Below are 26,791 nucleotides of genomic sequence, written 5' to 3'. Positions count from 1 at the left end.
AGTCAGGTCATCTCCTGCCAGGAAAGTCCGCTGTCCTCACCGGACGGGTCACCCGGCGAGATCGTCTTGTGGAGTCGACCGTCCAGACGTTCCCACAGAGATCAGGAATTCATGTGTTCGCGCACGTAGTCCAAGGGCATGTCGTGTCCGGTGAACAGTTTGAAGGCCGCGGCACCTTGGCGGTACATCATCTCGATGCCGTTGGCGCACCGCAGTCCAGCCTGCTTGCAATCACTCAGGAGCCTCGTCTCAGCCGGCGCATAGACGACATGCATCACGAACACATCCGATGGGATGATCGAGACATCCGGGAAGTTCGTCATCCCCTCGAGCTTGCCCATGCCAACATTCGTCGCATCAACCAGCACTGAGGAATCGGCCAATGCACCTGTGAGGGCATCCTTGTCCTCGATGTCGTGCAACACACCCACTGTGCCCGTCTCTGAACTGATTCTCTCCACGGTGCGCTCCGCGCTGGCCCAGAAGGAGTCCTTGCGGTTGAAGACGTTGATCTTCTCCGCACCGTCCAGCGCCGCCTGCACGGTCACCGCGGTACCCGCGCCGCCCGCACCGACGACTGTCAGGGTCTGCTTCTCAGGGCCGTGGCCGTAGAAACGCAGTGCCTCCATCGCACCCATGCCATCGGTGTTGTACGCGATGAGCCGGCCTTCTTCGTTGACCACGGTGTTCGACGCTCCGATGAGCTCAGCAGCAGGGGAGATCGTGTCGACGTAGTCCAAGATCTTCATCTTGTTCGGCATGGAGACATTCCATCCACGCACCTTGAGCACCCTCATGGCATCAACTGCCGCGGGCAGCTCCTCCTCGTTCACCTCGAAGGCCACGTAGGCGTAGTCAAGCCCGAGTCGCGCGAGAGCGAGATTGTGCATCCGCGGGGACTGGCTGTGCCGGATGGGGTAGGCAAGCAGGCCAAGAAGCTCTGTACGCCCGGTGATGATCTGCTGAACTTCATCGTTCATGGAAAGGATCCTCTCCGTGAGGCATTCGCCACGTTGCGAACTAACTCGTTAGTTAGTTTAACTCGATCGGCAGCCCTTGCGCCATAGGCACAACCCCAGTTTTTGTCCGAGATCCTTCAGCAGACCCTGCCGTGATCGCAGCAGTTCACCGCCGAGCAGTGGAGGTTCAGCGACGCACAGGACGGATCATGGACAGCGGCGAGGACACTCCCCCTGCCAAGAATCACCGCATGACAAGCGCGGATGCAGCCGCGCGCAGCGCCGCCACGTCCGGACCGGCACGCAGCACACCGCGGGAGACGCTGGGCAGGACGCGGCCGACGGCACCGCCGAAGATGGCGGCGAGAGCTTCCACGGTGCCGCCCTGGGCGCCGATGCCCGGGGCCAGCACCCAGCCGGTGAAGCCGGTCAGGTCGACACCGGCGTCCTCGTGGGTGGCGCCGATGACCAGCCCCATGTCGTCGAGCCCGCTCGCGGTGTTCTCGGCCCGGGCGGCGTCGAGCACCTGCTGGGCGATGGTGCGGCCCGAGGCCGTGGCGAACTGGACGGACTCCCCCTCGGGATTGCTCGTCCGGCACAGGACGAACAGGCCCCGGCCGGTCTGGTGCGCCAGGTCGATGGCAGGACGCAGCGACTCGAAACCGAGGTAGGGGCTGACGGTGATCGCGTCGGCGGCCAAGGGGGCGCCCTCGGAAAGATAGGCGTGGGCGTAGGCGGCCATCGTCGAGCCGATGTCGCCGCGCTTGACGTCGAGAATCGAGAGCGCGCCGGCCTGGGCGATGTCCGACAGGACACGCTGCAGTGCGGCGGCACCGGCGGGGCCGAAGACCTCGAAGAAGGCGCTCTGTGGTTTGAAGACCGCCACCTGATCGCCGAGTGCCGCGACGGTCTCGCGGGCCATCCGTTCGACGCCGGCGGCGTCGTAGCTCAGGCCCCAGCCGGCGACGAGCCGCTCGTGCGGGTCCAGTCCGACGCACAGGCGGCCTCGCTCTGCGGTGACGGCGCTGAGGCGTGCGCTGAACGACTCGGTCATCGCACCGCACCCCGGTCCGGCCGGCACAGCCTGTTGATGCCCATGACGAGGGCCGGGCCCTCGAAGATGAAGCCCGTGTAGATCTGGACGAGCCTGGCTCCCGCGTCGAACATGGCCTGCGCGTCCGCCGGCGTCATGATGCCGCCGGCACCCATGACCGGCAGCTCGGTGTGCCTGGTGACCCGGCGCACGCAGTCCAGCGCCATCCGGGTGAGGGGCCTGCCCGACAGGCCACCGGCCTGGCTGGCGAGGTGCTGGTCGGCCGGGGCGAGGCCATCGCGCCCGACGGTGGTGTTCGTTGCGATGATGCCGCTGATGCCGGCGCTCTCGCAGGCCGTGAGCAGATCATCGATCTGGCCGGCGGACAGGTCGGGGGCGATCTTCACGAAGACCGGCACCGGGGCGGCCGGGTCGAGTTCGCCGGCGCGGGTGACGATCGCGCCGGTCAGCTCCTCGATCTCGCGCTGGCTCTGCAGGCTGCGCAGGCCGGGCGTGTTCGGGCTGGAGACGTTGATGGCGATGTAGTCGGCGTACGGGGCCAGGGTCTCGAGGCTGAACAGGTAGTCGGGGACGGCCTGCCCGAGCGGGGTCTTCTTCGTCTTGCCGATGGAGACGCCGATCGGGGCGCCCAGGCGGTTGTTCCCGCGCCGGACGCCGGCGTTGTCGAGCTTGGCTGCCAGGGCCTCGGCGCCGTTGTTGTTGAAGCCCATCCGGTTGATGATCGCCTCCGACCGGGCCAGGCGGAACAGGCGCGGACGGGGGTTGCCGGGCTGGGCGTGGCGGGTGACGGTGCCGAGTTCTGCGAAGCCGAACCCGAGCGGGCCCCACACGCCGGCGGCCACCCCGTCCTTGTCGAGGCCGGCCGCGACGCCGACCCGGCCGGGGAAGTGGACACCGGCGAGGTCCACCGGGTCGCGTCCGGTGCCGACGAGACGTTCGATGACACCCAGCAGCGACTCGGGTAGATGACCCATCGTCGAGATGAGCTGACCGTGGATCTTCTCCGGGTCGCCGCCGTGCATGCGGAACAGTACCGGGCGGATGACGCTCTTGTAGCCGTGGCGGATGACCCGCACGTACAGCTCGTCGGCACTCGGCATGGCCTCTCCTCGTCCTCGTCGGTCGGCGGCACGCTCGGCCGCCTGGGTTGATTGTGTCAGTGCGTCCGGGTTGAGGTGAAGTGCTCGTCCATGTCGGCGCCCCAGGCCTGCAGCGAGCGCACCGAGATGTCCCCGCCTCGCACGGCCTGGATGGCCTGGACGGCCGACTCGAGTGCCTGGACGGTGGTGATCGAGGGCACGCCGTGCCCGATCGCCGCGGTCCGGATCTCGTAGCCGTCGCCGCGGGGCCTGCCGCCACGGGTCTCACCGGTGGGGGTGTTGAAGATCAGTGAGACCCGGTCGTCCTCGATGAGGTCGACGATGGTGGGTTCGCCGTTCGGGCCGCGGCCCTCGGTGTACTTGCGCACCGTCGTCACGTCGATGTCGTGCATCATGAGCACGCTCGCGGTACCCGCGGTGGCGAGGATCTGGAAACCCATCTGGGACAGTTCCTTGACGGGCAGGACGATGTGACGCTTGTCGCGGTTGGCGGCCGAGACGAACACGGTGCCACCGGTCGGCAGCGAACCGTAGACGGCGTCCTGAGTTTTCGCGAAGGCCACGCCGAAGCTGCGGTCGATGCCCATGACCTCGCCGGTGGAGCGCATCTCGGGCCCGAGCAGCGTGTCGACGCTGCGCCCCTGCTCGGTGAGGAAGCGGTTGAACGGCATGACGGCCTCCTTGACCGCGATCGGCATGCCGGGCCAGCGGGCGGCCCCGTCGCTGACCGGTCGCAGCAGGCCCGCAGCACGCAGTTCGGCGATCGAGGAGCCGAGCATGATGAGGGTCGCGGCCTTGGCCAGCTGGGTGTTGGTGACCTTGGAGACGAACGGGACGGTGCGCGAGGCCCGCGGATTGGCCTCGATGACGTACAGCGTGTCGGCGGACAGGGCGTACTGGATGTTGATGAGACCCTGCACGCCGACCCCCTTCGCAATGGCCTCGGTGCTCGTCCGGATGTGTTCCAGGACGGCGTCACCGAGGGTGGCGGGCGGCAGGGAGCAGGCCGAGTCGCCGGAGTGGATACCGGCCTCCTCGATGTGCTCCATGATGCCGCCGACGTACAGTTCGGTGCCGTCGTAGAGCGCATCGACGTCGATCTCGATGGCGTCGTCGAGGAAACGGTCGACCAGTACCGGGGAGTCCGGGCCGACGAGCGCAGAGTTCTCGATGTACGAGGCCAGTGAGGGCTCGTCGTAGACGATCTCCATGCCGCGCCCGCCGAGCACGTAGCTGGGGCGCACGAGTACCGGATAGCCGATGGCCTCGGCGACGCTGCGGGCCTGCTCGAAGCTGGTGGCCATGCCGTACTTGGGTGCGGGCAGGCCTGCGGAGTCCAGCACCTTCTCGAACGCCTCGCGGTCCTCGGCGAGGAAGATCGCCTCCGGCGTGGTGCCGACGATCTGGACGCCCGCGTCCTTGAGCCGCTGGCTCAGGCGCAGCGGGGTCTGACCGCCGAGCTGGACGATGACGCCAGCGACGGGCCCGGCCTGGCGCTCGGCGTGGTAGATCTCCAGCACGTCCTCCAGCGTCAGCGGTTCGAAGTACAGGCGGTCGGAGGTGTCGTAGTCGGTGGAGACGGTCTCCGGGTTGCAGTTGATCATGATCGACTCGTAGCCGTTGGCGCTGAGCACCTGGGCGGCGTGGACGCAGGAGTAGTCGAACTCGATCCCCTGCCCGATGCGGTTGGGGCCTGAGCCGAGGATGAGCACGGCGGGCTTCTCGCGTGGGGCGACCTCGCTCTCCTCGTCGTAGCTCGAGTAGTGGTATGGCGTACGGGCGGCGAACTCGGCGGCACAGGTGTCGACCGTCTTGAAGACGGGACGAACACCCAGCTCCCAGCGCCTGGCCCGCACGTCGTCCTCGTCGATGCCCCGCAGGACCGCGATCTGCTTGTCGGAGATGCCGTGCCGCTTGGCCTTGCGCAGCAGGCGCTCGTCGAGCTCGTCCGCGCCGCGCAGCTGCTCACCGATCTCGTGGACGAGGGCCAGCTGGTCGAGGAACCAGGGGTCGATGCTGGTGACCTCGGCGATCCGCTCGACGGGGACACCGGCGCGCAGCGCCTCGCCGATCTCCAGGATGAGACTGTCGTGCGGGCGGGCCAGGGAGGTCAGGATGGCGTCGACGTCACCGTCGAAGGAGTCGGAGAGCCAGAAACCCGAGCCCTGCTCGGTGGAGCGCAGGGCCTTCCCGAGGGCCTCGGTGAAGTTGCGGCCGATCCCCATGACCTCACCGACCGACTTCATGTGTGTGGTCAGCGTGGAGTCGGCGTAGGGGAACTTCTCGAAGGCGAAACGCGGCACCTTGACGATGACGTAGTCGAGCGTGGGCTCGAAACTGGCCGGGGTCTGCCGGGTGATGTCGTTGGGGATCTCGTCGAGCGTGTAGCCGACCGCCAGCTTGGCGGCGATCTTGGCGATCGGGAATCCGGTGGCCTTCGAGGCCAGGGCCGACGAGCGCGAGACCCGCGGGTTCATCTCGATGACCACGAGACGGCCGTCGTCGGGGTTGATCGCGAACTGGATGTTGCAGCCGCCGGTGTCGACGCCGACGGCCCGGATGATCTCGATGCCGACATCACGCATGCGCTGGTACTCGCGGTCGGTCAGGGTCATGGCCGGGGCGACGGTGATCGAGTCACCGGTGTGCACGCCCATCGGGTCGAAGTTCTCGATGGAGCACACGATGACGACGTTGTCGGTCTTGTCGCGCATGACCTCGAGCTCGAGCTCCTTCCAGCCGAGCACCGACTCCTCGACAAGGACCTCGGTGACGGGGCTGGCGTCCAGGCCGATGGTGGCCATCGCGACGAGTTCGTCGTGATCGTGCGCGAAACCGGAGCCGACCCCGCCCATCGTGTAGCTGGGGCGCAGGACGAGCGGGTAGCCGAGGTCCTCGGCGGCCGCCTCGACCTCGGCGAGGGAGTGGCAGATGTGGGAACGAGCGACCTCGGCGTCACCGACGGTGAGGTTCTGGACGACCTGCTTGAACTGCTCGCGGTCCTCGCCACGCTGGATCGCCTCGATCCTGGCGCCGATGATCTCGACGCCGTACCGCTCGAGCACGCCGGACTCGTGCAGTGCGACGGCGGTGTTGAGGGCGGTCTGCCCGCCGAGGGTCGCCAGCAGGGCGTCGGGGCGCTCGGCGGCGATGACCTTCTCGACGAACTCCGGGGTGATCGGTTCGATGTAGGTGGCGTCGGCGAACTCGGGGTCGGTCATGATCGTGGCCGGGTTGGAGTTGACCAGGACGACCCGGTAGCCCTCGTCCCGCAGGACACGGCAGGCCTGTGTGCCGGAGTAGTCGAACTCGGCGGCCTGGCCGATGACGATGGGGCCGGAGCCGATGACGAGAATGGATGAGATGTCGGTGCGCTTGGGCATCAGGCCTGCTCCCCCGCCTTGGTCGTGCTGGTGTTGTCGGCCATCATCTGGACGAACTCGTCGAAGAGATAGGCGGCGTCATGCGGGCCCGCCGCGGCCTCGGGATGGTACTGCACCGAGAAGGCCGCGAGCCGGCCGTCGCGGGTCAGGCGCAGCCCCTCGACGACGTCGTCGTTGAGGCAGACGTGTGAGACCTCGACGCGCCCGTACGGCGTGTCGACCGGGTGGTCGGTCGGCGCGTCGACGGCGAAGCCGTGGTTGTGGGAGGTGATCCCGATCCGGCCCGAGGCCCGGTCGAGGACCGGCTGGTTGATTCCCCGGTGGCCGTACTTGAGCTTGTAGGTGTCGAATCCCAGTGCCCTGCCGAGCACCTGGTTGCCCATGCAGATGCCGAACAGCGGGACGCCGGCGGCCAGCGCCCGGCGGCACAGGACGGCGGCGCTCTCGGCAGTGGACGGGTCCCCGGGGCCGTTGGACAGGAAGAGGCCGTCCGGCGCGAGCGCCTCCACCTGCTCCCAGCCGGTGGTGGCGGGCAGGACGTGCACCTCGATGCCGCGCTCCGCCAGCTGGCGCAAGGTCATGGACTTGACGCCGAGGTCGATTGCGGCGACGGTGAACCGCTTGCCGCCCCGGGCCGGCACCACGTAGGGCTCGGCGGTGGTGACGTACCCGATCAGGTCGGCGCCGGCCATCTGGGGAACGCGACGGACCTTGGCGAGCAGGGCCTCGGTGTCGGCGCTGACCGAACTGATCCCCACGCGCATGGCGCCGCGGTCACGCAGGTGGCGGGTCAGTGCGCGCGTGTCGATGCCGCTGATGCCGACGACGCCCTGGGCCACGAGTTCTTCGTCGAGGCTGCGCTTGCTGCGCCAGTTCGACGGCACCCGGGACGGGTCACGTACGACGTAGCCGGCGACCCAGATGCGGCTGGACTCGTCGTCCTCGTCGTTCCAGCCGGTGTTGCCGATGTGGGGGGCCGTGGCGACGACCACCTGACCGTAGTAGCTCGGATCGGTGAGGGTCTCCTGATAGCCGGACATGCCGGTGGAGAAGACCGCTTCGCCGAAGGTCTCGCCGATGGCCCCGAATGCCTGGCCGTGGAAGACACGACCGTCCTCGAGAACCAGGATCGCGTCCTTTTCGTGCGCGCTCATGACCATCCTTCCCTGCCCTGGGCAGCCAGCGAGTGCAGGACCGAGGCAAGGCCCTCGAGGTCCTTGGGGAACGATAGCAGCGCACGAATCGTGAGGCGGCCAGAACCGGCGGCCACGAGACGAACCACCGGACAGCTCACCGCTGGCCGGTGGGGCGCTTCTCGAGGGCCCTGTTCAGCACGCCGTTGAGGAAGGCGACTGATTCGTCGCTGCTCAGCTCGTTGGCGAGCCCGAGGGCCTCACTGATGGCGATCTTCGGTGCGATGTCGGTGAAGTCGAGCTCCCACATGGCGATCCGGGCCAGGTTCCGGTCGACGCGGGGCATGCGCTCGAGTGTCCAGTCGCCGCTCATGCACTCGGCGATGCGCTGGTCGATCTGACCGGCGTGCTCCCAGTAGCCGTGCAGGATCGCCGCGGTGAACTCGCGGACGTCCGGTTCACCCTGCCGGGCCCTGCGCTGCAGGACCGTGTCGATCGACTCGTCACGCAGCTCGGCCTGGAACAGGATGTCGAGCGCCTGCTTGCGAGCCTTCGTACGGGTGGAGTGGCGGGCTCCCTCGAAGCTGGTGCTGGCCACCTTGACCGCACCGGGCACCGGCGGGTGCTCTCCCGGTGACAGCGCGATGACCTCCTCGTGGTCCCCGCTCATCAACCCTGTGCTCTGCCGAGGTAGGAGCCGTCGGAGGTGCTGATCTTGATGCGCTCGCCGGTGTCGATGAACAGCGGCACCTGCACCTGCTTGCCGGTCTCGACGGTGGCGGGCTTGCTGCCACCGGTGGAGCGGTCACCCTGCAGGCCGGGTTCGGTGTAGGTCACCTCGACCTCGACGGAGGCGGGCAGGTCGATGTACAGCGGGTTGCCCTCGTTGGTGGCGACCGTGACGGTCATGCCCTCAAGCAGGTACTCCTTGTCGTCCCCGATGATGTCCTCGGCGATGATGAGCTGCTCGTAGGTGTCGGTGTCCATGAAGACGTAGCCGCTGGCGTCGTTGTACAGGTACTGCATGTCCCGGCGGTCGACCTGGGCCATCTCGATCTTGGTGTCGGCGGGGAAGGTGCGGTCCACGACCTTGCCGTTCACCACGTTCTTGATCTTCGTGCGGACGACGGTGTTGCCCTTGCCCGGCTTGTGGTGCTGGAACCACAGGACCTGCCAGAGCTGGCCGTCGAGGTTCAGCACGGTGCCGTTCTTGATGTCATTGGTCGTAGCCACTGGAAGCCTTTCACACAGTTGTCGACGGGCCGCAGCGGCGTCGCGCCCCGCTGGGCTGGGGCTCGCCGCCCGGGGCCGGCGTCCGGTCACGCGGCGCATGGCCGCGGTCAGCCATCCTAGCCGATGGTCCGGCCGGGTTTCTTCCCGGATTTCTTCGCGGTACGTGCCCGCTCGACCGCCTGCTCGCGGGCCAGGGCGTGCTCCCGGGAGGGACCGCGCAGGTATTCCACGGCCTGCATCGATGGGCGCGGGTAGCGGGGTTCCTCGTCCTGGGTGCGACGCGCCTCGAGCGCGTCGGCCAGGGCGTCGATGTCAGAGCTCGGACGGTTCTGGCTCATCTTGGCCTTGCCGGTGATCGAGGTGATGCGCAGCTCGACGCCGACGATCGCGGCGACCATGCCGCTGAGGCGTTCGGGGCTCAGTTCGGCCATGGTCCATCCGGTGGGCTGGGCGGCCACCAGTTCACCCAGCGAGCCGATGATCCACTCCGGGTCCTCGTGGGCGAGGAGTGTCCCGCGCACGTGCATGGTGATGTAGTTCCAGGTGGGCACCTGGCCCGGCGCCTCGTGGTCGGACGGGTCGATGTAGTCGTCCGGGCCGTGCAGGATGACCAGCGCAGGACCCTGGTCGTGCCACTGGGGGTTGACGCGGGCCATGTGGCTGCGCAGGACGCCGTGCTCGCCGGCCGTCGGATCCAGGCTCCAGGGCAGGAAGGTGGCCTCGAGGCCGTCCGGCCCGTTCGTGACGAGGTCCCCGGCACCGACCCGGTGCAGGAGAGCACCGAGCCGGCCGGCGTCGTAGGTGAAGTGCTCGGGAACGTACATCGCGGGCCTCAGCCGGTCAGGGCGTCCCAGGCCCCGAGCAGCGCCCGCTCGGGCGGGTCGACGATCATCGTGACCTCACCGGGGGCGCGCAGCCCGACGAAACGCAGGGTGGTGCCCCGGGTCTTCTTGTCGCGGGCCATGAGTTCGCGGGCCCGCTGCCAGCCGATGCCCTGGTACCGCGTGGGCAGCCCGACCAGCTCGAGCATCCGGCGGTGCCGGTCCACGTGCTCGGCGGCCAGCCCGATGGTGCGGTGGGCCAGTTCGGCGGCGAACACCATGCCGAGGCCCACGCACTCGCCGTGGCGCCGGGTGTAGTGCTCGCCGGCCTCGATGGCGTGGCCCATGGTGTGGCCGTAGTTGAGTTGTTCGCGCCCGACCTCGTCGCCCACCGACATGGACTCGCGCAGGTCCGTGCCCACGACGCGTGCCTTGACCTGCACCGAGCGCGCGATGAGTTCGGCGAGGAGGGGGCTGGCCGGGTCGAGGGCCTCCGCCGGGGATGCGGCGATGAGCTCGAGCGTGCGGCTGTCGGCGATGAAACCGTGCTTGATGACCTCGCCGAGGCCGGCGCGCAGCTCGCCGATCGGCAGGGTGCCGAGCAGATCGGTGTCCTCCAGGACCGCCGAGGGCTCCCAGAACGCGCCGATGAGGTTCTTGCCCTCCGGCAGGTCCGCGCCGGTCTTGCCGCCGATGCCCGCGTCGACCATCGCCAGGACCGTGGTGGGCACGCTCACCCACCGGATGCCGCGCATCCAGGTGGCGGCGATGAAGCCGGCCAGGTCTGTGCTCGCTCCCCCACCGATGCCGACGACGAGGTCGCCTCGGGTGAAATCCGCCGTGGCGAGGGTGCTCCAGCACTCGGCCAGCACCTGCGGGGTCTTGGCGCTCTCGCCACCGGGCAGTTCGACGAGGACGGGTTCGGCTCCGGCGGCACGCACGACGTCGGCGGCCCGGCCGGCGACTCCGGACAGCGGCGGGGCATGGAGGACAGCGACCTTGGCCGCGGCGCCGACGTAGCGTCCCAGCTGTTCCAGGACGCCGGGCCCGATGATGGCCTGGTAGGGCTTCTCGGTGGCGAAATCGACGACGGTCATGACTCAATCCTCCTCGTCCATGCCCCGGCCCTGGCCAAGGGCAGCGGCCGGTTCGACGGCGACCCGGCCGGCGTGCTTCCGGTCGATGTGAGTGTCCGAGAGCTCACGGTACAGGGGTCGCGCTGACCCCGGAACGGCACCGGCCAGGACCATCCGGCAGCGGGCTGGGCGCTGTGCGATACTCACTGCTGCACCGACAGGCCCCGGCCCGACAGGTACGCGAGGTAGGACTGGTGGTTGCGGCGGCACTCGGCGAGCGAGTCGCCGCCGAACTTCTCCAGGCAGGCATCTGCGAGCGTCAGTGCGACCATGGCCTCTGCGACGACGCCGGCGGCCGGGACCGCGCAGACATCGGAGCGCTGGTGGTGAGCGGTGGTCGCCTCTCCGGTGCGGACGTCGATGGTGCGCAGGGCGCGGGGAACGGTGGCGATCGGTTTCATGGCGGCGCGTACGCGCAGGACCTCGCCGGTGGTCATCCCGGCCTCGGTGCCGCCGGCACGGCTGGTGCAACGCCTGATGCCGTCCGGTCCGTTGACGATCTCGTCGTGGGCGCTGGAGCCGCGCACCCTGGCCAGCTCGAAGCCGTCCCCGAGCTCGACGCCCTTGATGGCCTGGATGCCCATGATCGCCTGCGCGAGCCTGGCGTCCAGGCGGGTATCGCCCTCGCGCATCGCACCGAGCCCGGGCGGGCAGCCCCAGGCGAGCACCTCGACGACGCCGCCGAGGGTGTCGCCGTCCTTCCGGCACGCCTCGATCTCGGCCTGCATGGCTGCGGATGCCTGCGGGTCGAAGCATCGCACCGGGTCGGCGTCGATGAGGTCGAGATCCGCCGTGCGCGGCAGCTCATCGGTCCTGGCGGCGATGCCGCCCAGTTCGACGACGTGGCTCAGGACGGTGATGCCGAATCCCTGGGCGAGGAAGTTCCTGGCCACCTGACCGATGGCGACCCGGGCGGCGGTCTCGCGGGCACTGGCACGTTCGAGCAGCGGGCGGGCCTCGTCCCAGTCGTACTTCTGCATGCCTGCCAGGTCGGCATGGCCGGGGCGTGGCCGGGTGAGCGCCTCGTTGCGGGCCAGGCCCTCGAGCTCGGCGGGGTCGACCTCGTCCGGGCTCATCACCGTCTGCCACTTGGGCCATTCGGTGTTGCCGATGATGATCGAGATCGGTGAACCCAGGGTCTCGCCGTGGCGCAGTCCCGCGACCATCGTCACCTCGTCGGCCTCGAAACTCATGCGCGCACCACGACCGGCCCCCAGGCGGCGACGGGCCAGGGCCCGGCGGATGTCGTCTGAGCAGACACGGACATGGGCGGGGATGCCGTCGAGGGTGGCGACGAGCGCCTGGCCATGGGACTCCCCCGCAGTGAGATAGCGCAGCATGCCATCAAGTATCCCAGCCGATCCAGGGTCCGGGCGGGCGGGCCGCGGATGTGGACGCGGGCGAGTCCGCCTCACCGCTCCGGGGCCTCAGCCCTCCTCGGCGCACCTGTCTGCATTGGCCTGGCACCAGCTCTGGAACTCCTTGACGTTGGCCGCGTGCTCCTCCTCGGTGGCGGCGAACTTGGTCTCCCCGGTGTCCGGGTTGACGGCGACGAAGAACATGTCGTCGCCGGAGGTGGGGTTGAGCGCCGAGTGCAGTGCCTCCCGGCCGGGGTTGGAGATCGCCCCCGGAGGCAGACCGTCCGCCACGTAGGTGTTGTACGGCGAGTCGACTGCGCGTTCCTCGTCGGTCGTCGTGATCCGCCCGCTCATGTCGTTGGCGTAGATGACCGTCGCGTCCGACTGCAGTTTGACGCCCTTGTCGAGGCGGTTGTAGAAGACCTCGGCGATCTGGGGGCCGTAGTCGAAGTTCGTGGTCTCCTTCTCGATGATCGAGGCCACGACGACCACGTCGTGGGGTGAACGTCCCAGGGCCTCGGCCTTGTCGACCAAGTCCTCCTCGGCGGCGATCTTCTTGAACTGCGCGACCATCTTCGCGAGCACGTCGGTGGCCGTGTCGGCCGGGTCGTAGCTGTAGGTCTCGGGGAACAGGTATCCCTCGACGTTGCCCTGCGCGTACTCGGGCAGGGCGAGGGCGGCGGTGTCCTTGGCCGCGGCCTCGAAGTCGGACACGGGAAGACCGGTCGACTGGCTCAGCTGGGCGAAGACCTCCGAGTTGCGCAGTCCCTCGGGGACGGTGACGAGGTTCGTCGCCAGGTTCGCAGGGTCGACGAGGACGTCGAGCGCGGCCTGCGCCGACATGTGCTGCCGCATCGGGTAGGTGCCCGAGTGGATGCTGCTCGCACGGCCGTCCCCGCTGGCGATGCGCACGAAGGCCCGGGACGAGGCGACCACCTGGTTGGCGGCCAGCGTGTCACCGATCTCGGAGATCGTCATGCCCTCGTGGATGGTCACCAGCACCGAGGTCGACTCGTCCCCCTGCCCCTCGTAGTCGACGCCCCGGTAGCTCGTCCAGAGCTGTGACGCCTTCTGGAAGCCGAAGTAGCCGCCGCCACCGATGATGACGATCGACAGCAGCACCGCGATGACCGACTTCCACCTGGAGCCGGCGCCGCGCTGGGACTGCTCACCGACGGGAAGGATCGAGTCCTCCTCGTCCGGCTGCTCGTCGTCCTCCGGGCGTTCCTCGTCGCCAGCCGGCTCCTCGTCCTGCGTGTCCTCGGCACGGTACCGGGCGGCCTTCCACTCACCGAACTCGTCATCGCTGAACTCGTCGTCCTGTTCGGAGCGACGCGAGGCGCGTGCCGGCCCCGGCTCTGCGAAGAAATCATCGAGATTGTCATCGTCGGCAGCTCGTTTCGGTTTCACCGAGTCACCTCCCCCATTGGCCTGCACTGTAGCGGACTCAAGCCCTGTCGATCACCTCCCCCGGTGCTGTTCCGCTGCGTTTCTCCATGTCAATGGCCTGCTCGAGGATCGCCACGGCGGCCGCCTGGTCGATGATGGAGCGGCGCACGCGGGCGTCCTTGCCGGTGGCGGCCAGCCGCCGGGCCGCGGCGACGGTGGTGAGCCGCTCGTCGAGCATCCGCACCGGCAGATTGGTCTCGGAGTTGACCCGGCGCGCGTTCTTGCGCATGGCCCTGGCCGCAACCCCGGCCTTGTTTCCCCGCAGATCGGTGGGCAGCCCCATGACGATCTCGAGGGGCTGGTAGTCGGCCACGAGTGACCTGATGGCGACCATCACGTCGTCGTCGTTGGGCACCGTAGCGACCGGGTAGGCCAGCACACCGTCCCGGTCGCAGGCCGCCACCCCGATGCGGGCCCTGCCCCAGTCGAGACACAGCCGCACGCCGGGACGCCACCTGGGTGCGTCCGGGCTCACCGGGGCGCTGTCCTCAGCCGAGGATGACATGGCCGACGGCGTACTCGACGGCCTGGAGCGCGTCGGACGCCTTGGCGGCGTCGGAGCCGCCGCCCTGGGCCAGGTCGTCCTTGCCGCCGCCCCTGCCGCCGAGCGTGGCGGCGCCCTCGCGCAGGAGTTCGCCGGCTCGCAGCCCCCGGTCGCGGGCGGCCTGGTTGGTGGCCACGACGATGGTCGGCTTGCTGTCGGTGCCCCCGATGAGGGCGACGACGGCCGGCCGGTCGTTGAAGCGGTCTCGGACGTCACCGGCCAGGGTGCGCAGCGAACCGCCGTCGACGCCGGCCAGCTGCCGTGCCGCGAAAGCGACCCCCCACATGTCCTTCGCCGAGTCGACGATGTCACCGGAACCGGCGAGCAGCTGGGCCTTCTTCATCTCCTCGATCTGCTTCTGCGCGGCCTTCAGGTCGGTCACCAGGGTGCCGACGCGCTCGGTGAGCTGTTCGGGTCGCACGTGCAGCATTCCGGTGAGCTGGCTGACGAGGCTGCGTTCGGCCGCCATGTGGTCGAACGCATCGGTGCTGACCAGGGCCTCGATGCGGCGGGTGCCGGCGCCGATCGACTGCTCGGTGAGCAGGCTCAGCAGACCGATCTGGCTGGAATGTGCCACATGGGTGCCGGCGCACAGCTCCCGGCTCCACGCGCCGTCCATCTCGACGACGCGGACGATGTCGGGGTACTTCTCGCCGAACATCGCCAGGGCGCCCATCGACTTTGCCCGCTCCAACGGCATCTGGGTGGCGCGCACCTCGAGGTCGTCGCGGATGGCCTCGTTGCAGCGGGCCTCGATCTCGGCGACCAGCTGGTCCGACAGACCGTGCGTGGCGCCGAAGTCGAACCGCAGATAGCCGGGTTTGTTGTACGAGCCGGCCTGGGTCGCGGTCGGACCGACCAGCTGACGCAGCGCGGCATGCAGGATGTGCGTCGCCGAGTGGGCCTGGCAGGAGCCCTGGCGGTGGAAGGCGTCGACGACGGCCTGGACCTCGTCCCCGACGGCCAGTTCGCTGCCTGCCTTGACGGTGTGGACGATCAGCCCGGGCACCGGGCGCTGGACGTCGATGACCTCGAACTCGCCGCTGGCGGCCCTGATGACGCCGGCGTCGGAGTCCTGGCCGCCCATCTCGGCGTAGAAGGGCGTCTCCGCCAGGACGATCTCGACCGTCTGCCCGGCGGCGACCCGGTCGACCACCTGACCGTCGGCGATGAGGCCGCGCACCGTCGTGGGGACGTCGAGTTCGGAGTAGCCGACGAAACCGGTCTCGCCGTCCGCGCGCAGCTGCGCGTAGGCCTCGGTACCGGCCGAGATGGCCTTCTTCGACTGGGCGTCGGCCTTCGCACGGGCGCGCTGGGCGTCCATGAGCGAGCGGAAGGACTCCTCGTCCACCTTCAGGCCCTGCTCGGCGGCCATCTCGAGGGTCAGGTCGATCGGGAAGCCGTAGGTGTCGTGCAGCTGGAATGCCTTGTCGCCCGGCAGGACGAGGGCGCCGGCGGCCTTCGTCTCGGCGACGGCGCTCTCGAACAGCTGGGTGCCGGAGTTCAGGGTGCGGGCGAACGAGGCCTCCTCGGCCGCGGCGACGTCCTTGATGCGCGCCCAGGCCTCGTCGATCTCGGGATAGGTGGCGTGCATGCACGACCTCGAGACGTCGAGCAGTTCGATGACCGTGGGCTGCTGGACGCCCAGCAGGCGCATGGAGCGGATGGAGCGGCGCAGCAGGCGGCGCAGCACGTAGCCGCGGGCCTCGTTGCCGGGGCTGACACCGTCGGTCATGAGCATGAGGGAGCTGCGGACGTGGTCGCCGACGACGCGCAGGCGCACGTCGGTGGTGTGGTCCTGCCCGTAGGCCACACCGGCCAGCTGGGCGGCGCGTTCGATGACGGGGAAGACCTCGTCGGTCTCGTACATGTTGTCGACGCCCTGCAGCAGATAGGCGATGCGCTCCAGGCCGGCGCCGGTGTCGATGTTGCGCATCGTCATGGGGCCGGCGATGTCGAAGTCGTCCTTGGCACGGACGGCGCTGAGCTCCTCGGTCTCGAACACGAGGTTCCAGATCTCGAGGAAGCGGTCCTCGTCGGCGATGGGGCCGCCGTCGGGGCCGTACTCGGGGCCGCGGTCGATGTAGATCTCGGAGCAGGGCCCGCCGGGGCCGGGGATGCCCATGTGCCAGTAGTTGTCCTTGAGGCCGCGGCCCTGGATGTGGTCGGCCGGGACGCCGACCGCGAGCCAGGCCTCGCGGGCCTCGATGTCGCCGTCCGGGTAGTCCGGATGGTGACCGGGGCCGAGGACGGTGACCCAGACCTTGTCGGGGGCGAAACCGTAGCAGCCGTCGTCGAGCGGGCCGGTGACCAGTTCCCAGGCGTACTCGATGGCCTCCTTCTTGAAGTAGTCGCCGAAGCTGAAGTTGCCCATCATCTGGAAGAAGGTGCCGTGGCGGGTGGTCTTGCCGACCTCGTCGATGTCGAGGGTGCGCAGGCACTTCTGGATGCTCGTGGCCCGCTTCCACGGGGAGGGCTCCTCGCCCATGAGGTACGGCTTGAAGGGCACCATGCCCGCGTTGACGAACAGCAGTGTGGGATCGTTGTACAGCAGCGAGGCGCTGGGCACGGCGGTGTGTCCCTTGGAGGCGAAGAAGTCCTGGAAGCGACGGCCGATCTCAGCAGCTTTCATGGGTGCCTTTCCCTCGTGAGGTTCAGGGGGTGGGACCCGCATCGTGCGAGGTCCGCGAATAAGACTACCGCCAACAGGCGGGCTGACTGTGCCGGATTCCTCAGAGTGATCGGAGTGGTCGGTCTCGGTCAGTTCAGTGTTCAGGTGGGGTCTGGGCGAGGAGGGTGCGGATCGTCTCGAGCCGGGCCGCGATCGGCTCCTCGTTGCCGTGGTCGGTGGGTTCGTAGTAGCGGGCTCCGGCGAGTTCGTCGGGCAGGTACTGCTGGGGCGCCACGCCGTGCGGCCAGTCGTGGGCGTAGCGGTATCCGACACCGTGGCCGTAGTCGGACGCGGTCGCGTAGTGGGCGTCGCGCAGGTGGGCCGGGACTGGTCCGGTCCGGCCGGCATGCACGTCGGCCAGGGCCTTGTCGATCGCGACGACGACGGCATTGGACTTGGGGGCTGTGGCGGCCGCGATGGTCGCCTGGGCCAGGTTGATGCGGGCCTCGGGCATGCCGATGAGCTGCACGGCCTGCGCCGCGGCCACCGCGGTCTGCAGGACGCTCGGTGCGGCCATGCCGACGTCCTCGCTGGCCAGGATGACGAGCCGCCGTGCGATGAAGCGCGGGTCCTCCCCCGCCGCGATCATGCGCGCCAGCCAGTGCAGCGCCGCGTCCGGGTCCGAGCCGCGCACCGACTTGATGAAGGCGCTGACGACGTCGTAGTGCTGGTCGCCATCCCGGTCGTAGCGCACGGCCGCCCGGTCGACGGAGGCGGCGAGGATCTGGGCCGTGATCTGCTCGCTGTCCCGGGCCGTGGCCCCGGCGGCGGCCTCCTCCAGGTAGGTGAGCACGCGGCGGGCGTCCCCGCCGCTCAGCCGCAGCAGGTCCTCGCGCGCCTCCTCGGTGATCGTGTAGCGCCCGCCGCCCGGGGTGCGCAGTCCGCGCTCGGCGCTCAGCGCCCGGTCGACGAGTTCGTTGATGTCCTCGGCCGACAGCGGCGTGAGGGTCAGCAGCAGCGAGCGGGACAGCAGCGGCGAGATGACCGAGAAGGACGGGTTCTCGGTGGTCGCCGCGATGAGGGTGACGACGCGGTTCTCGACGGCGGGCAGCAGGACGTCCTGCTGGGCCTTGCTGAACCGGTGGACCTCGTCGACGAACAGAACGGTGGGTCTGCCGCGGGCCAGTTCGCGGCGGGCCGTGTCGAGTTCGCGGCGCACGTCCTTGACGCCGGCGGTGACCGCGGAGATCTCGACGAAGCGGCGGTTCGTGACGTGCGAGACGACCGAGGCGATCGTGGTCTTGCCGACGCCGGGCGGCCCCCACAGGAAGACACTCATCGAGGCGGTGCCCTCGGCCAACCGCCGCAGCGGCGAGCCAGGGGCGAGCAACTGTTTCTGCCCGACGATCTCGTCGAGGGTGCGGGGACGCATCCGCACGGCCAGCGGCGCGTCGGGGCTGACGGCATCGCCCAGCGAGCCGCCCAGGCCGTGGTGCTCCTCTGGGGACGTCACCGCCCCGAACAGGTCCTCGCTCACAGAACGAACGATAGCGCCGGGCACCGACTCTCATCCCCACTGCGCTGGACCGATCGTCCGGCAGGGCCGAGAGCCGCATCGGGACACCGACCGCTCCGCCCGCTGGGCCATCGGCGACCTCGGCCTGAACCGTGTCCTCCACCAAACCCGGGACGATCCACCCTGCTGTTTTCTTTGTGGTTTGAGCTTCTGCCCGGACGACATACCGGCCGCTGTGGGATCATCGGGAGCATGACGACCGCATACATCGATGAGTCCTACACAGCCGTGGTGTACTTCGTTGGCGCGGCCGTCGCTGCCGATGTCTCTTGGACTGCTTTCACCGCTGATCTGGCCCTACTCCAGACCAAGGTCAGCGCACAGTTCGGGCTCCCCTCCGATGTCGAATTCCATGCTGCACAGATGTTTGGCGGCCGTGGTGAGTGGAGACCTCTCAGAGGAAGACACCGTGAGGTCGGGGAGATCGTGTCAACCATACTGCGTCACGCCGAGCAGCACGACATCAGGTATTTCGTTCGCGGCGTCGACATCCCAGCGTTGAAGCAGCGTTACTCGATCCCTCGCCACCCGCACAGTGTCGCCTTGGAACATGTCCTGCAACGACTCGAAAGGCATGGCGCCTACTTACGGCTTCCACCGCACGCCATCCGCGTTGTCGCCGACGAAGTCGATCTGTCCTCCGAACTTCAGTCGCAGTTCGCTGGCTATCAGCAGTACGGAACGCATTCCCGTTACTACGACAACAGACTGGAACACCTCATCAGTCCAATGGACTTCCACGATTCACGAACCGAGTTCGGGCTGCAACTCATCGACATCGTGGTACTTGTACCGGCGACGAGCGACGGTACCCAATCAGCATCCGAAGGCCGCAGCACTTCAGAAACGCCTCATGCGATACGTTGACAGGTCAATGGTCAATGCCAACACATGGGTGCCCCGACCCTGGCGACGCACATGAACGGGAGCTCCGCGCTGCGGAGCCCCGGCTGACAACGTTCCTGATGTTACGTGTGGCGGACCGTCGTACCTTCAGTATAACAAGCAAACCTTTCCGGCACATCATCCATGTGGACCAGACCCTGTTCGTTCTGTACGAACAGGAAGTCGGCGCCAACAGCACCTTCCGGCAGGTCTGTGCAGGACCCCCGCCCCGGGCGGCCGGTATCGAAGAGGATTGGAGCCCGATGGCTCAGCTCTCACCTGTGGCCGCCTTCTCGTCCTTCTTCGGCGCTGGCTTGAAATCGACGCCGGCCTCGCGGCGCTGGGCCGGGGTGATCGGGGCGGGGGCCCCGGTCAGCGGGTCGTAGCCGTTGCCGGTCTTCGGGAAGGCGATGACATCGCGAATCGAGTCGAAGCCGCCGAGCAGCATGACGAGACGGTCCCAGCCGAAGGCGATGCCGCCGTGCGGAGGCGCGCCGAACTTGAAGGCGTCGAGCAGGAAGCCGAACTTGCGCTGGGACTCCTCCGGCGACAGGCCCATCACCTTGAAGACCCGTTCCTGGACGTCACGGCGGTGGATACGGATCGAGCCACCGCCCACCTCGTTGCCGTTGCAGACGAAGTCGTAGGCGTAGGCCAGGGCCTGGCCGGGGTCGGTGTCGAAGGTGTCGAGGCACTCGGGCTTGGGGCTGGTGAAGGCGTGGTGGACGGCCGTCCACGCGCCCTCGCCGACCGCCACGTCGCCCTCGGCGCGGGCCTCCGCTGCGGGCTTGAACAGCGGGGCGTCGACGACCCAGCAGAACGCCCAGTCGGCGGGATCGTACAGCTGGCAGCGCCTGCCGATCTCGAGGCGGGCGGCGCCGAGCAGTTCCTGGGAGCTGGTGCGCTCGCCGGCGGCGAAGAAGATCGCGTCACCGGGTTCGGCCCCGACGGCCTCGGCGATGCCGGCCTTCTCGTGCTCGGCGATGTTCTTGGCGACGGGACCGCCGGGGGTGCCGTCGTCGGCGATGGTGATGTAGGCCAGGCCCTTGGCGCCGCGCTGCTTGGCCCACTCCTGCCAGGCGTCGAACTGGCGGCGCGGCAGTGAGGCCCCGCCGGGCATGACGACGGCACCGACGTAGGGGGCCTGGAAGACGCGGAAGGGCGTGTCGGCGAAGAACTCGGTGACCTCGGTGAGCTGCAGGTCGAACCGAAGGTCGGGCTTGTCGGAGCCGTACTTGTCCATCGCCTCGTGCCAGCTGATGCGCGGCAGCGGGGTGGTCATCTCGTAGCCGATGAGCCGCCAGCAGGCCTTCATGACCTCCTCGCCGAGGGTCATGACGTCGTCCTGATCGACGAAGCTCATCTCGATGTCGAGCTGGGTGAACTCCGGCTGCCGGTCGGCGCGGAAGTCCTCGTCGCGGTAGCAGCGGGCGATCTGGTAGTAGCGCTCCATGCCGGCGACCATGAGCAGCTGCTTGAACAGCTGGGGGCTCTGCGGCAGGGCGTACCAGGACCCCGGCGCCAGGCGGGCCGGCACGAGGAAGTCCCGGGCACCCTCGGGTGTGGAGCGGGTCAGGGTCGGGGTCTCGATCTCGACGAAGCCGTGCTCGGCCAGCACGGAACGGGCGGCCTGGTTCACCCTGGAGCGCAGGACGAGGGCGTCGTGCATACGGGGGCGGCGCAGGTCGAGATAGCGGTACCTCAGCCGGATGTCCTCGCCGACGGTGGAGTACTCGTCCAGCGGGAACGGCAGCGGCGCCGAGGGGTTGAGGACCTCGAGCTCGCTGATGTTGACCTCGATCTCCCCGGTCGCCATGTCGGGGTTCTCATTGCCCTCGGGGCGGCGTTCCACTACGCCGGTCACGGCGATGCAGAACTCGTTGCGCAACTCGTGCGCCCCCGAGTTCGCCAGCACCTCGTCCCGAACGACGACCTGGGCGATGCCGCTGGCGTCACGCAGGTCGATGAACGCCACCCCGCCGTGGTCGCGGCGGTGGGCGACCCATCCGGCCAGGGTGACGGTCTTGCCTTCGTCGGATGCGCGCAGGCTGCCCGCTTCACGAGTTCGGATCACGATGTATTCCCTTCTGCGCCGACGCATGGACGGTACGGCGGCCGGAGCCATTCTTCCACGGATGGGTCCCCGGCCGCCGACCCGGCCGGTGGTTGGCTCAGAAGACCTCGGGGAACCAGTCCCGCACCTTCTCCTGGATGGCCTTGTTACCGGCCTCGCGGGCGTGGTGGGCGAGGATCCAGTCGCGGATCGAGCCGCCGGAGGCCTCATCGACCTTGGCCTGGGCGGCCTGCGGGTCGCGCAGCACCTCCTCGAGCATGTCGGCGGCCTCCTCCTCGGAGCTGTACAGGTACGGGTAGGCGTCCGGGACGACGCCCTTGACCCACGCGCGGCGCGGCAGGACGCCGATGACGCCGGCCAGCAGCGCCTCGAGGTACTCCAGCGAGTAGGCCTCCTCGCGGGCGGTCGACAGAAAGGCGGTCATCTGCGACAGGGACTCCCAGTAGTTCTCGCGGCGGCCGAAGACCGGTCCGACGTGGGTCCACGAGTGCGAGCTCATGCGCATGGCCGCCATCGAGACGAGTTCGCGCTCGGCCAGGCTGGCCTCCATCCGCAGCTCCATGCGGCTGGCGACCTCGGAGACGATCGACATGAAGACCCTGGGCTGCTTGTCCTCCGAGACGTGGGTCGTCGGGTACAGCACGGTGGGGATCTCGGCGCCGCGGTGCGGCTGGACGAGGTCGTCGCGGACACCCGGGTAGAACCACGAGATCGGCGCCTTCTCACGGATGGCGGGGCTGCCCCAGCGATGGCACAGCTCGGTGACCTCGCTGGCGGTGCGCTCACCGGCGCACAGGGTCGGGAAGAGCGCGTAGCTCAGGCCGAGGGCCGCGAAGTTGACTCTGTGGTGGTAGTGGCGCGGTGGCAGCCACTGCAGGTTCATGATCTTGGGTTCGGCGCCGTGCCGGTGAAGCACCTGGAAGCTGCCGACGCTGTCCATGACGTCGAGGTTGATGAGCAGGTCGGAGACCGGGTCGAGGCTCGTGACGCGCTTGATCTCGAAACCGTTGGCCTTCATGTCCTCGTAGCCGACCAGGCAGGACTCGGGGAAGATCTTCAGCAGCCGCTCGACGAGGGCACCGCCGCTGCCCTTGACGGCGAGGTTGCCGTCCTCGTCGACCAGTTTCTCGTCAACCAGCGCACCGTACTTGATGGCGATCGTCATTGTTTCTGCACTCCGTTGTCGCAATGGCCCTGAGGCCTGGTGGGTGGCGGGACGGACCCTCGCAAGGAGGGACTGGCCGCCGGAGCTGCCCGCGCGCCGACGTCGATCGGCGGCGCACGATGACCAGCACCACTGTAGAGCCGACAGCCGGTGTCCTGCCAGCCGATCCTGGTCTACTCGTGGTTCTCGGTGGCCCTCACCTGGGCGTCCAGGTCACCGGGGGCCAGGTCGGCGTCCGCGAACTCCTCGGTGAGGGGCAGCGCCACGTGCAGGTCGGTGCCGAGACAGACCTCGACCAGCCCTCGGTCGAGGACGAAGTCCATGACGTGCCCGCCGTGGCTGCGGGTCTCGTCGATGAAGTGTACGTGGCAGCCGGCGACGTTGATGCCCTGTTCGAACAGCGGCGTCCGGAAGCCGGCCATCACTCCCCTGGTCCGTTCGTGCCGCAGCACGTCCTCGCCGGCAGTGGCCTGGGTCATGGGACGGTAGGGACGCTCCTGGCGCTCGACCGCGCGAGTGCTCACCCACTCGAACTCGCCGCTGATGCGCAGCGCGTACAGGTAGTTCGTCGAGATCATCATCTGGTCGATGATCTCGTGCAGCTGGCCCCGGGTGGTCGGCGCGGTGATCTGGCGGGTGACGGTGGGGACGAAGTTGGTGACGGTGGCGAAGGGGGTGCGGTCCTCGAGGCCGGCCCTGCTGACGCTGCCGTCGACCCGCATGCGCCAGGGCACCGAGTCGATGATGATCATCTCCCCGTCGAGCCCCTGGAAGGTGCCGATGCCGAAGTTGCCGTGCCCGAGCAGCTCGGCCAGCGTCATCTCGCCCTCGTAGACACCGTCGAGCAGGGCGCTCATGAGGCTCGTCTGGAAGACCTCGTGACGCACCATGTGGTGGCGTGTGTCCTGTTCGCCGCTCATCGCCGCCGCCTGATCCTGGTCATCGCGGTTCACTCCGCGGGCAGCACGTGCGGATGCAGATCGGCCTCGTCCGGCATCCAGTCGCCGGCATCAGCGGGCTGCTGATCGCCGGATCGGATGTCCTTGACCTCACCGATCACCGGGCCGAACCAGACGAACGGGATGCCACGGCGGTCGGCGTGACGGATCTGCTTGCCGTACTTGTCGGCCTTCGGCGCGACCTCGGTGGGGATGCCCCGGGCGCGCAGGGCCGCGGCCACGTCGAGTGCCTGGTCACGGGTCTGCTCGGAGTCGACGGCGACGAGCACGCAGGTGGGCACGGGGCGTGAGACGACGAACTGCTTCCTGGCCAGCAACGGCCCGAGCAGCCGGGTGACCCCCAGTGAGATGCCGACGCCCGGATAGCTGGTGCGCCCGTCGGAGGCGAGGGAGTCGTAGCGCCCGCCGGAGCTGATCGAGCCCATCGACTCGAAGCCGACGAGCTCGGTCTCGTAGACGCACCCGGTGTAGTAGTCCAGTCCTCGGGCGATGGACAGGTCGGCGCAGATGCGCCCGGGCACGCGCTTGTTGGCCTCCTCGACGAGGGTGGTCAGCTCCCGCAGTCCCTCGTCGAGCAGTTCATCGGTGACCTGCAGGGCACGGACCTGGTCGACGAAACCCGTGTCGTCGCTGCGGATGGTGGCCAGCTGCACGCACTTGTCGGCCGCCTCGGCGCTCAGCCCCAGTTCGCTGACCAGCAGTTCCGCGGTGGCCTGCGCGCCGATCTTGTCGTACTTGTCGACGATCTGCAGGACGGCGAGGGTGTCCTCCACGCCGAGTCCCCGGTAGAAGCCCTCGGACAGCTTGCGGTTGTTGACATGCATGAGGACGGGCGGCAGCCCGATGCGCTCGTGCAGCCTCTCGAGGGCCTCGAGCATGACGAGCGGGGCCTCGACGTCGTGGTGGGCCGCGAGCGAGCCCTGACCGAGGATGTCGATGTCGGCCTGGGTGAACTCGCGGTAGCGGCCCTCCTGCGGGCGTTCACCGCGCCAGACCTTCTGGATCTGGTAGCGGCGGAACGGGAACTGCAGGCTGCCCGAGTGCTCGAGCACCCAGCGGGCGAGCGGAACGGTCAGGTCGAAGTGCAGCCCCAGCTCGTCCTTGTCGGCCTCGTCTGCGTGCAGGCGACGGACGACGTAGACCTCCTTGGTGATCTCGCCCTTGCGGGACAGCTGCGCCAGGGGCTCGACGGCACGGGTCTCGATGTTGGCGAACCCGTGCAGTTCGAAGGTCTCGCGCAGGGTGTCGAGGACGGTCTGCTCGACGATCCTCTCCTCGGGCAGGAACTCCGGGAATCCGGACAGCGGCTTGGGACGGGCCATCAGTTCAGCGCCTCCACGTAGGCATCGGTCAGATAGGGGTTGCCCGCCAGCTCGACGGCCATCGTGCTGAACGGGCCGTGACCAGGCAGTACCTGGACCTGCGGCGGCAGCGCCCGGACGACGTCGCGCAGGCTCGCGCGCATCGCCGGATCGTCACCGCCGGGCAGGTCCGTGCGCCCGATGCTACCGGCGAACAGCACGTCTCCGGTGAACGCGATCTCATGTTCGCCGGTGCTCGTGCGCAGCAGCACCGATCCGGGGGTGTGGCCGGGGGCCGGCAGGACGGTGAAGCGGAGACCGCCGATCAGCAGGGGGCTGTCCGGTTCATAGAGCTCGACCAGGCGCGGCTCGGACAGCGGCTCGGGCATGAGGAGGGGGAGCTGGGCGATCAGGTCCGCGGAGAATGCGTCCTCGGGCCTGCTGAGCAGCCGGCGGTCTGCCGCGGCGACGAACACCGGCGCACCGTGGGCGTCGGCGAGCCTGGCCGCCTCGGCGCAGTGGTCGAGGTGCCCGTGGGTGAGGAGCACCCCGGCCAGTTCCAGGCCGTGCTCGGCAAGGGTGTTCTCGACCGTCTCGGCCGAACCCATCGGCGCGTCGATCACGACCGCCGACCGCCCCTGGTCGGGTGCGAGAAGATAGCAGTTGTTGTCCAGGGGACCTGCCACGAAGTAGGCGATGAACACAAATGCCAGCCTATCGGGCAAGATAAGGAGCATGAGCGAAACCCCGAGTCCGACGAATCACGGCCGCGTCGATGCCGATGGGACCGTCTACGTGATCACCTCAGCCGGTGAGCGCCGCGTCGGTCAAGTCCCCGACGTCAGCCCTGACGAGGCCATGGCCTTCTTCGTGCGTCGTTTCGAGTCCCTGGACACTGAGGTGAACCTGCTCAAGCAGCGCGTCGCCTCCGGTTCGGTGAGTCCTGACGAGGCGCGCAAGCAGATCGGCGTCCTGCGCACGAGCATTCTCGAGGCGAACGCAGTGGGCGATCTGGATGCCCTGGCCGCCAGCCTCGACGAGGTGACCCCGGTTCTCGAGACGAAGGCGGCCGAGCGCCGCGAGGCCCGCGCCCGCCAGCACGAGGAGACGAGGGCGGCGAAGGAGAAAATGGTGGCCGAGGCCGAGGCACTGGCCACCGGGAACGACTGGCGCGGTGGCGTCAATCGTTTCCGCGCCCTGCTGGAGGAGTGGAAGACCCTGCCCCGCATCGACCGGGCGACGGACGACGAGCTGTGGCACCGGTTCAGCTCGGCCCGCACCACCTACACGCGCCGCCGCAAGGCGCAGTTCGCACAGCAGGCGGAGCAGCGTGAGACGGCCCGCCGGACCAAGGAGAGGATCATCGCCGAGGCCGAGAGGCTCTCGACGAGTACCGAGTGGGGCCCCACCGCCCGCGCCTTCCGTGAGCTCATGGCCCAGTGGAAGGCTGCCGGACCGGCCCCGCGCGAGGTCGACGACGAGCTGTGGAAGCGTTTCAGGGGCCTCCAGGACGTCTTCTTCGACGCCCGTAACGCGGTCTTCCGTGAGCAGGACGCCGAGTTCGCGCAGAACCTGGCCGCCAAGCAGGAGCTGCTCGACGAGGCCGAGCGGACGATTCTGCCGGTCACCGATGTCGAGCGGGCTCGTGGTCAGCTTCGTGACTTCCTCGAACGGTTCAACGCCTACGGCAGGGTGCCGCGTGATGCCGTCCGCACCGTCGACGGCCGGGTCCGAGCCATCGAGCAGGCCGTCAAGCAGGCAGCCGACAAGGAGTGGAAGCGCACCGACCCGCAGGCCAGGGAGCGGGCCGCCGGTACGGTGGCCATGCTCGGCTCCCAGATCGAGAAGCTGACCGCCCAGGCAGAGTCGGCTCAGGCCAGGGGTGAGAAGAAGAAGGCCGCGCAGCTGCGTGACTCGATCGCCACCTACCAGGGCTGGCTCGACCAGGCCCAGAAGACGCTCGACGAGTTCAGCTCCTGAACAACCGGCGCGGTCTGCTCCGGTATCGGGGCGGATCGGCCGCCGGGCGCCTTCCGCGCCGCCCGGGAAC

Annotated in this window: 21 protein-coding genes; 2 read left to right on the top strand and 19 right to left on the bottom strand. The window is 68.7% G+C overall.

Going from position 1 to position 26,791, the window contains the following annotated elements:
• Positions 1 to 101 precede the first annotated feature (101 nt).
• The 14 genes from D9T14_RS02635 to D9T14_RS02570 form a co-directional block, all read right to left on the bottom strand.
• Positions 102 to 980, bottom strand: coding sequence for a quinate/shikimate dehydrogenase (locus D9T14_RS02635; RefSeq protein ID WP_119160613.1), 879 nt, complete (start codon positions 978 to 980; stop codon positions 102 to 104).
• A gap of 223 nt (positions 981 to 1,203) precedes the next feature.
• Entirely contained in the window at positions 1,204 to 2,013 is an 810-nt protein-coding gene (gene pyrF, locus D9T14_RS02630) for an orotidine-5'-phosphate decarboxylase (RefSeq protein WP_119160868.1), read from the bottom strand.
• The gene (locus D9T14_RS02625) at positions 2,010 to 3,113 is read right to left on the bottom strand and encodes a quinone-dependent dihydroorotate dehydrogenase (protein WP_119160612.1); all 1,104 of its coding nucleotides are present in this window, start codon (positions 3,111 to 3,113) and stop codon (positions 2,010 to 2,012) included. Before D9T14_RS02625 ends, pyrF begins: the two co-directional genes overlap by 4 nt.
• A gap of 56 nt (positions 3,114 to 3,169) precedes the next feature.
• Positions 3,170 to 6,496 carry a carbamoyl-phosphate synthase large subunit gene (gene carB, locus D9T14_RS02620; RefSeq protein WP_119160611.1) on the bottom strand — a complete coding sequence of 1,109 codons (3,327 nt, stop codon included), beginning with the start codon at positions 6,494 to 6,496 and terminating at the stop codon, positions 3,170 to 3,172.
• Positions 6,496 to 7,650: a glutamine-hydrolyzing carbamoyl-phosphate synthase small subunit gene (gene carA / locus D9T14_RS02615; RefSeq protein WP_119160610.1), complete on the bottom strand. Its 1,155-nt coding sequence runs from the start codon at positions 7,648 to 7,650 to the stop codon at positions 6,496 to 6,498. The genes carB and carA overlap by 1 nt, the downstream gene beginning before the upstream one ends.
• Before the next feature lie 136 nt (positions 7,651 to 7,786).
• Positions 7,787 to 8,299, bottom strand: coding sequence for a transcription antitermination factor NusB (gene nusB, locus D9T14_RS02610; RefSeq protein ID WP_119160609.1), 513 nt, complete (start codon positions 8,297 to 8,299; stop codon positions 7,787 to 7,789).
• The gene (gene efp / locus D9T14_RS02605; protein WP_232012256.1) at positions 8,299 to 8,862 is read right to left on the bottom strand and encodes an elongation factor P; all 564 of its coding nucleotides are present in this window, start codon (positions 8,860 to 8,862) and stop codon (positions 8,299 to 8,301) included. The genes nusB and efp overlap by 1 nt, the downstream gene beginning before the upstream one ends.
• A gap of 116 nt (positions 8,863 to 8,978) precedes the next feature.
• A complete protein-coding gene (locus D9T14_RS02600) occupies positions 8,979 to 9,686 on the bottom strand; it encodes an FMN-binding negative transcriptional regulator (RefSeq protein WP_119160607.1) in 708 nt (235 codons plus the stop codon).
• 8 nt (positions 9,687 to 9,694) lie between these two features.
• Positions 9,695 to 10,780, bottom strand: a complete 1,086-nt coding sequence (gene aroB, locus D9T14_RS02595) for a 3-dehydroquinate synthase (protein ID WP_119160606.1) — start codon at positions 10,778 to 10,780, stop codon at positions 9,695 to 9,697.
• Between the two features lie 182 nt (positions 10,781 to 10,962).
• On the bottom strand, positions 10,963 to 12,159 hold the full coding sequence (gene aroC, locus D9T14_RS02590) for a chorismate synthase (RefSeq protein WP_119160605.1): 1,197 nt from the start codon (positions 12,157 to 12,159) through the stop codon (positions 10,963 to 10,965).
• 87 nt (positions 12,160 to 12,246) lie between these two features.
• Complete coding sequence (gene mltG / locus D9T14_RS02585) at positions 12,247 to 13,587, bottom strand: endolytic transglycosylase MltG (RefSeq protein WP_232012258.1); 1,341 nt, start codon at positions 13,585 to 13,587, stop codon at positions 12,247 to 12,249.
• Between the two features lie 37 nt (positions 13,588 to 13,624).
• The gene (ruvX, locus tag D9T14_RS02580; RefSeq protein WP_119160604.1) at positions 13,625 to 14,131 is read right to left on the bottom strand and encodes a Holliday junction resolvase RuvX; all 507 of its coding nucleotides are present in this window, start codon (positions 14,129 to 14,131) and stop codon (positions 13,625 to 13,627) included.
• A complete protein-coding gene (alaS, locus tag D9T14_RS02575; RefSeq protein ID WP_119160603.1) occupies positions 14,115 to 16,802 on the bottom strand; it encodes an alanine--tRNA ligase in 2,688 nt (895 codons plus the stop codon). Before alaS ends, ruvX begins: the two co-directional genes overlap by 17 nt.
• A gap of 133 nt (positions 16,803 to 16,935) precedes the next feature.
• On the bottom strand, positions 16,936 to 18,318 hold the full coding sequence (locus D9T14_RS02570) for a replication-associated recombination protein A (RefSeq protein WP_119160602.1): 1,383 nt from the start codon (positions 18,316 to 18,318) through the stop codon (positions 16,936 to 16,938).
• Positions 18,319 to 18,549: 231 nt separating this feature from the next.
• On the opposite strand from D9T14_RS02570, the gene D9T14_RS02565 reads away from it, so the two are divergent.
• On the top strand, positions 18,550 to 19,224 hold the full coding sequence (locus D9T14_RS02565) for a DUF3800 domain-containing protein (RefSeq protein ID WP_119160601.1): 675 nt from the start codon (positions 18,550 to 18,552) through the stop codon (positions 19,222 to 19,224).
• Positions 19,225 to 19,510: 286 nt separating this feature from the next.
• On the opposite strand, the gene aspS is transcribed toward D9T14_RS02565, so the two are convergent.
• From aspS to D9T14_RS02540, 5 genes are all read right to left on the bottom strand, one after another.
• Positions 19,511 to 21,316 (bottom strand): aspartate--tRNA ligase, encoded by a 1,806-nt coding sequence (gene aspS, locus D9T14_RS02560; protein ID WP_119160600.1) that lies wholly within the window; start codon positions 21,314 to 21,316, stop codon positions 19,511 to 19,513.
• A 97-nt stretch (positions 21,317 to 21,413) separates the two neighbouring features.
• Complete coding sequence (locus D9T14_RS02555) at positions 21,414 to 22,481, bottom strand: glycosyltransferase (protein ID WP_119160599.1); 1,068 nt, start codon at positions 22,479 to 22,481, stop codon at positions 21,414 to 21,416.
• A 173-nt stretch (positions 22,482 to 22,654) separates the two neighbouring features.
• Entirely contained in the window at positions 22,655 to 23,401 is a 747-nt protein-coding gene (budA, locus tag D9T14_RS02550) for an acetolactate decarboxylase (RefSeq protein WP_232012260.1), read from the bottom strand.
• A gap of 29 nt (positions 23,402 to 23,430) precedes the next feature.
• Positions 23,431 to 24,762, bottom strand: coding sequence for a histidine--tRNA ligase (hisS, locus tag D9T14_RS02545; protein ID WP_119160598.1), 1,332 nt, complete (start codon positions 24,760 to 24,762; stop codon positions 23,431 to 23,433).
• Entirely contained in the window at positions 24,762 to 25,445 is a 684-nt protein-coding gene (locus D9T14_RS02540) for an MBL fold metallo-hydrolase (RefSeq protein ID WP_197720549.1), read from the bottom strand. The genes hisS and D9T14_RS02540 overlap by 1 nt, the downstream gene beginning before the upstream one ends.
• On the opposite strand from D9T14_RS02540, the gene D9T14_RS02535 reads away from it, so the two are divergent.
• On the top strand, positions 25,438 to 26,721 hold the full coding sequence (locus D9T14_RS02535) for a DUF349 domain-containing protein (protein ID WP_119160596.1): 1,284 nt from the start codon (positions 25,438 to 25,440) through the stop codon (positions 26,719 to 26,721). The genes D9T14_RS02540 and D9T14_RS02535 overlap by 8 nt on opposite strands.
• The last annotated feature ends 70 nt before the right edge of the window (positions 26,722 to 26,791 follow it).

It is taken from the genome of Propionibacterium australiense, from assembly GCF_003666605.1.
Lineage (GTDB): Bacteria > Actinomycetota > Actinomycetes > Propionibacteriales > Propionibacteriaceae > Propionibacterium > Propionibacterium australiense.
The sequence above is the reverse complement of the archived record's forward strand: the minus strand, read 5'-3'. Positions and strand labels throughout refer to the sequence as shown.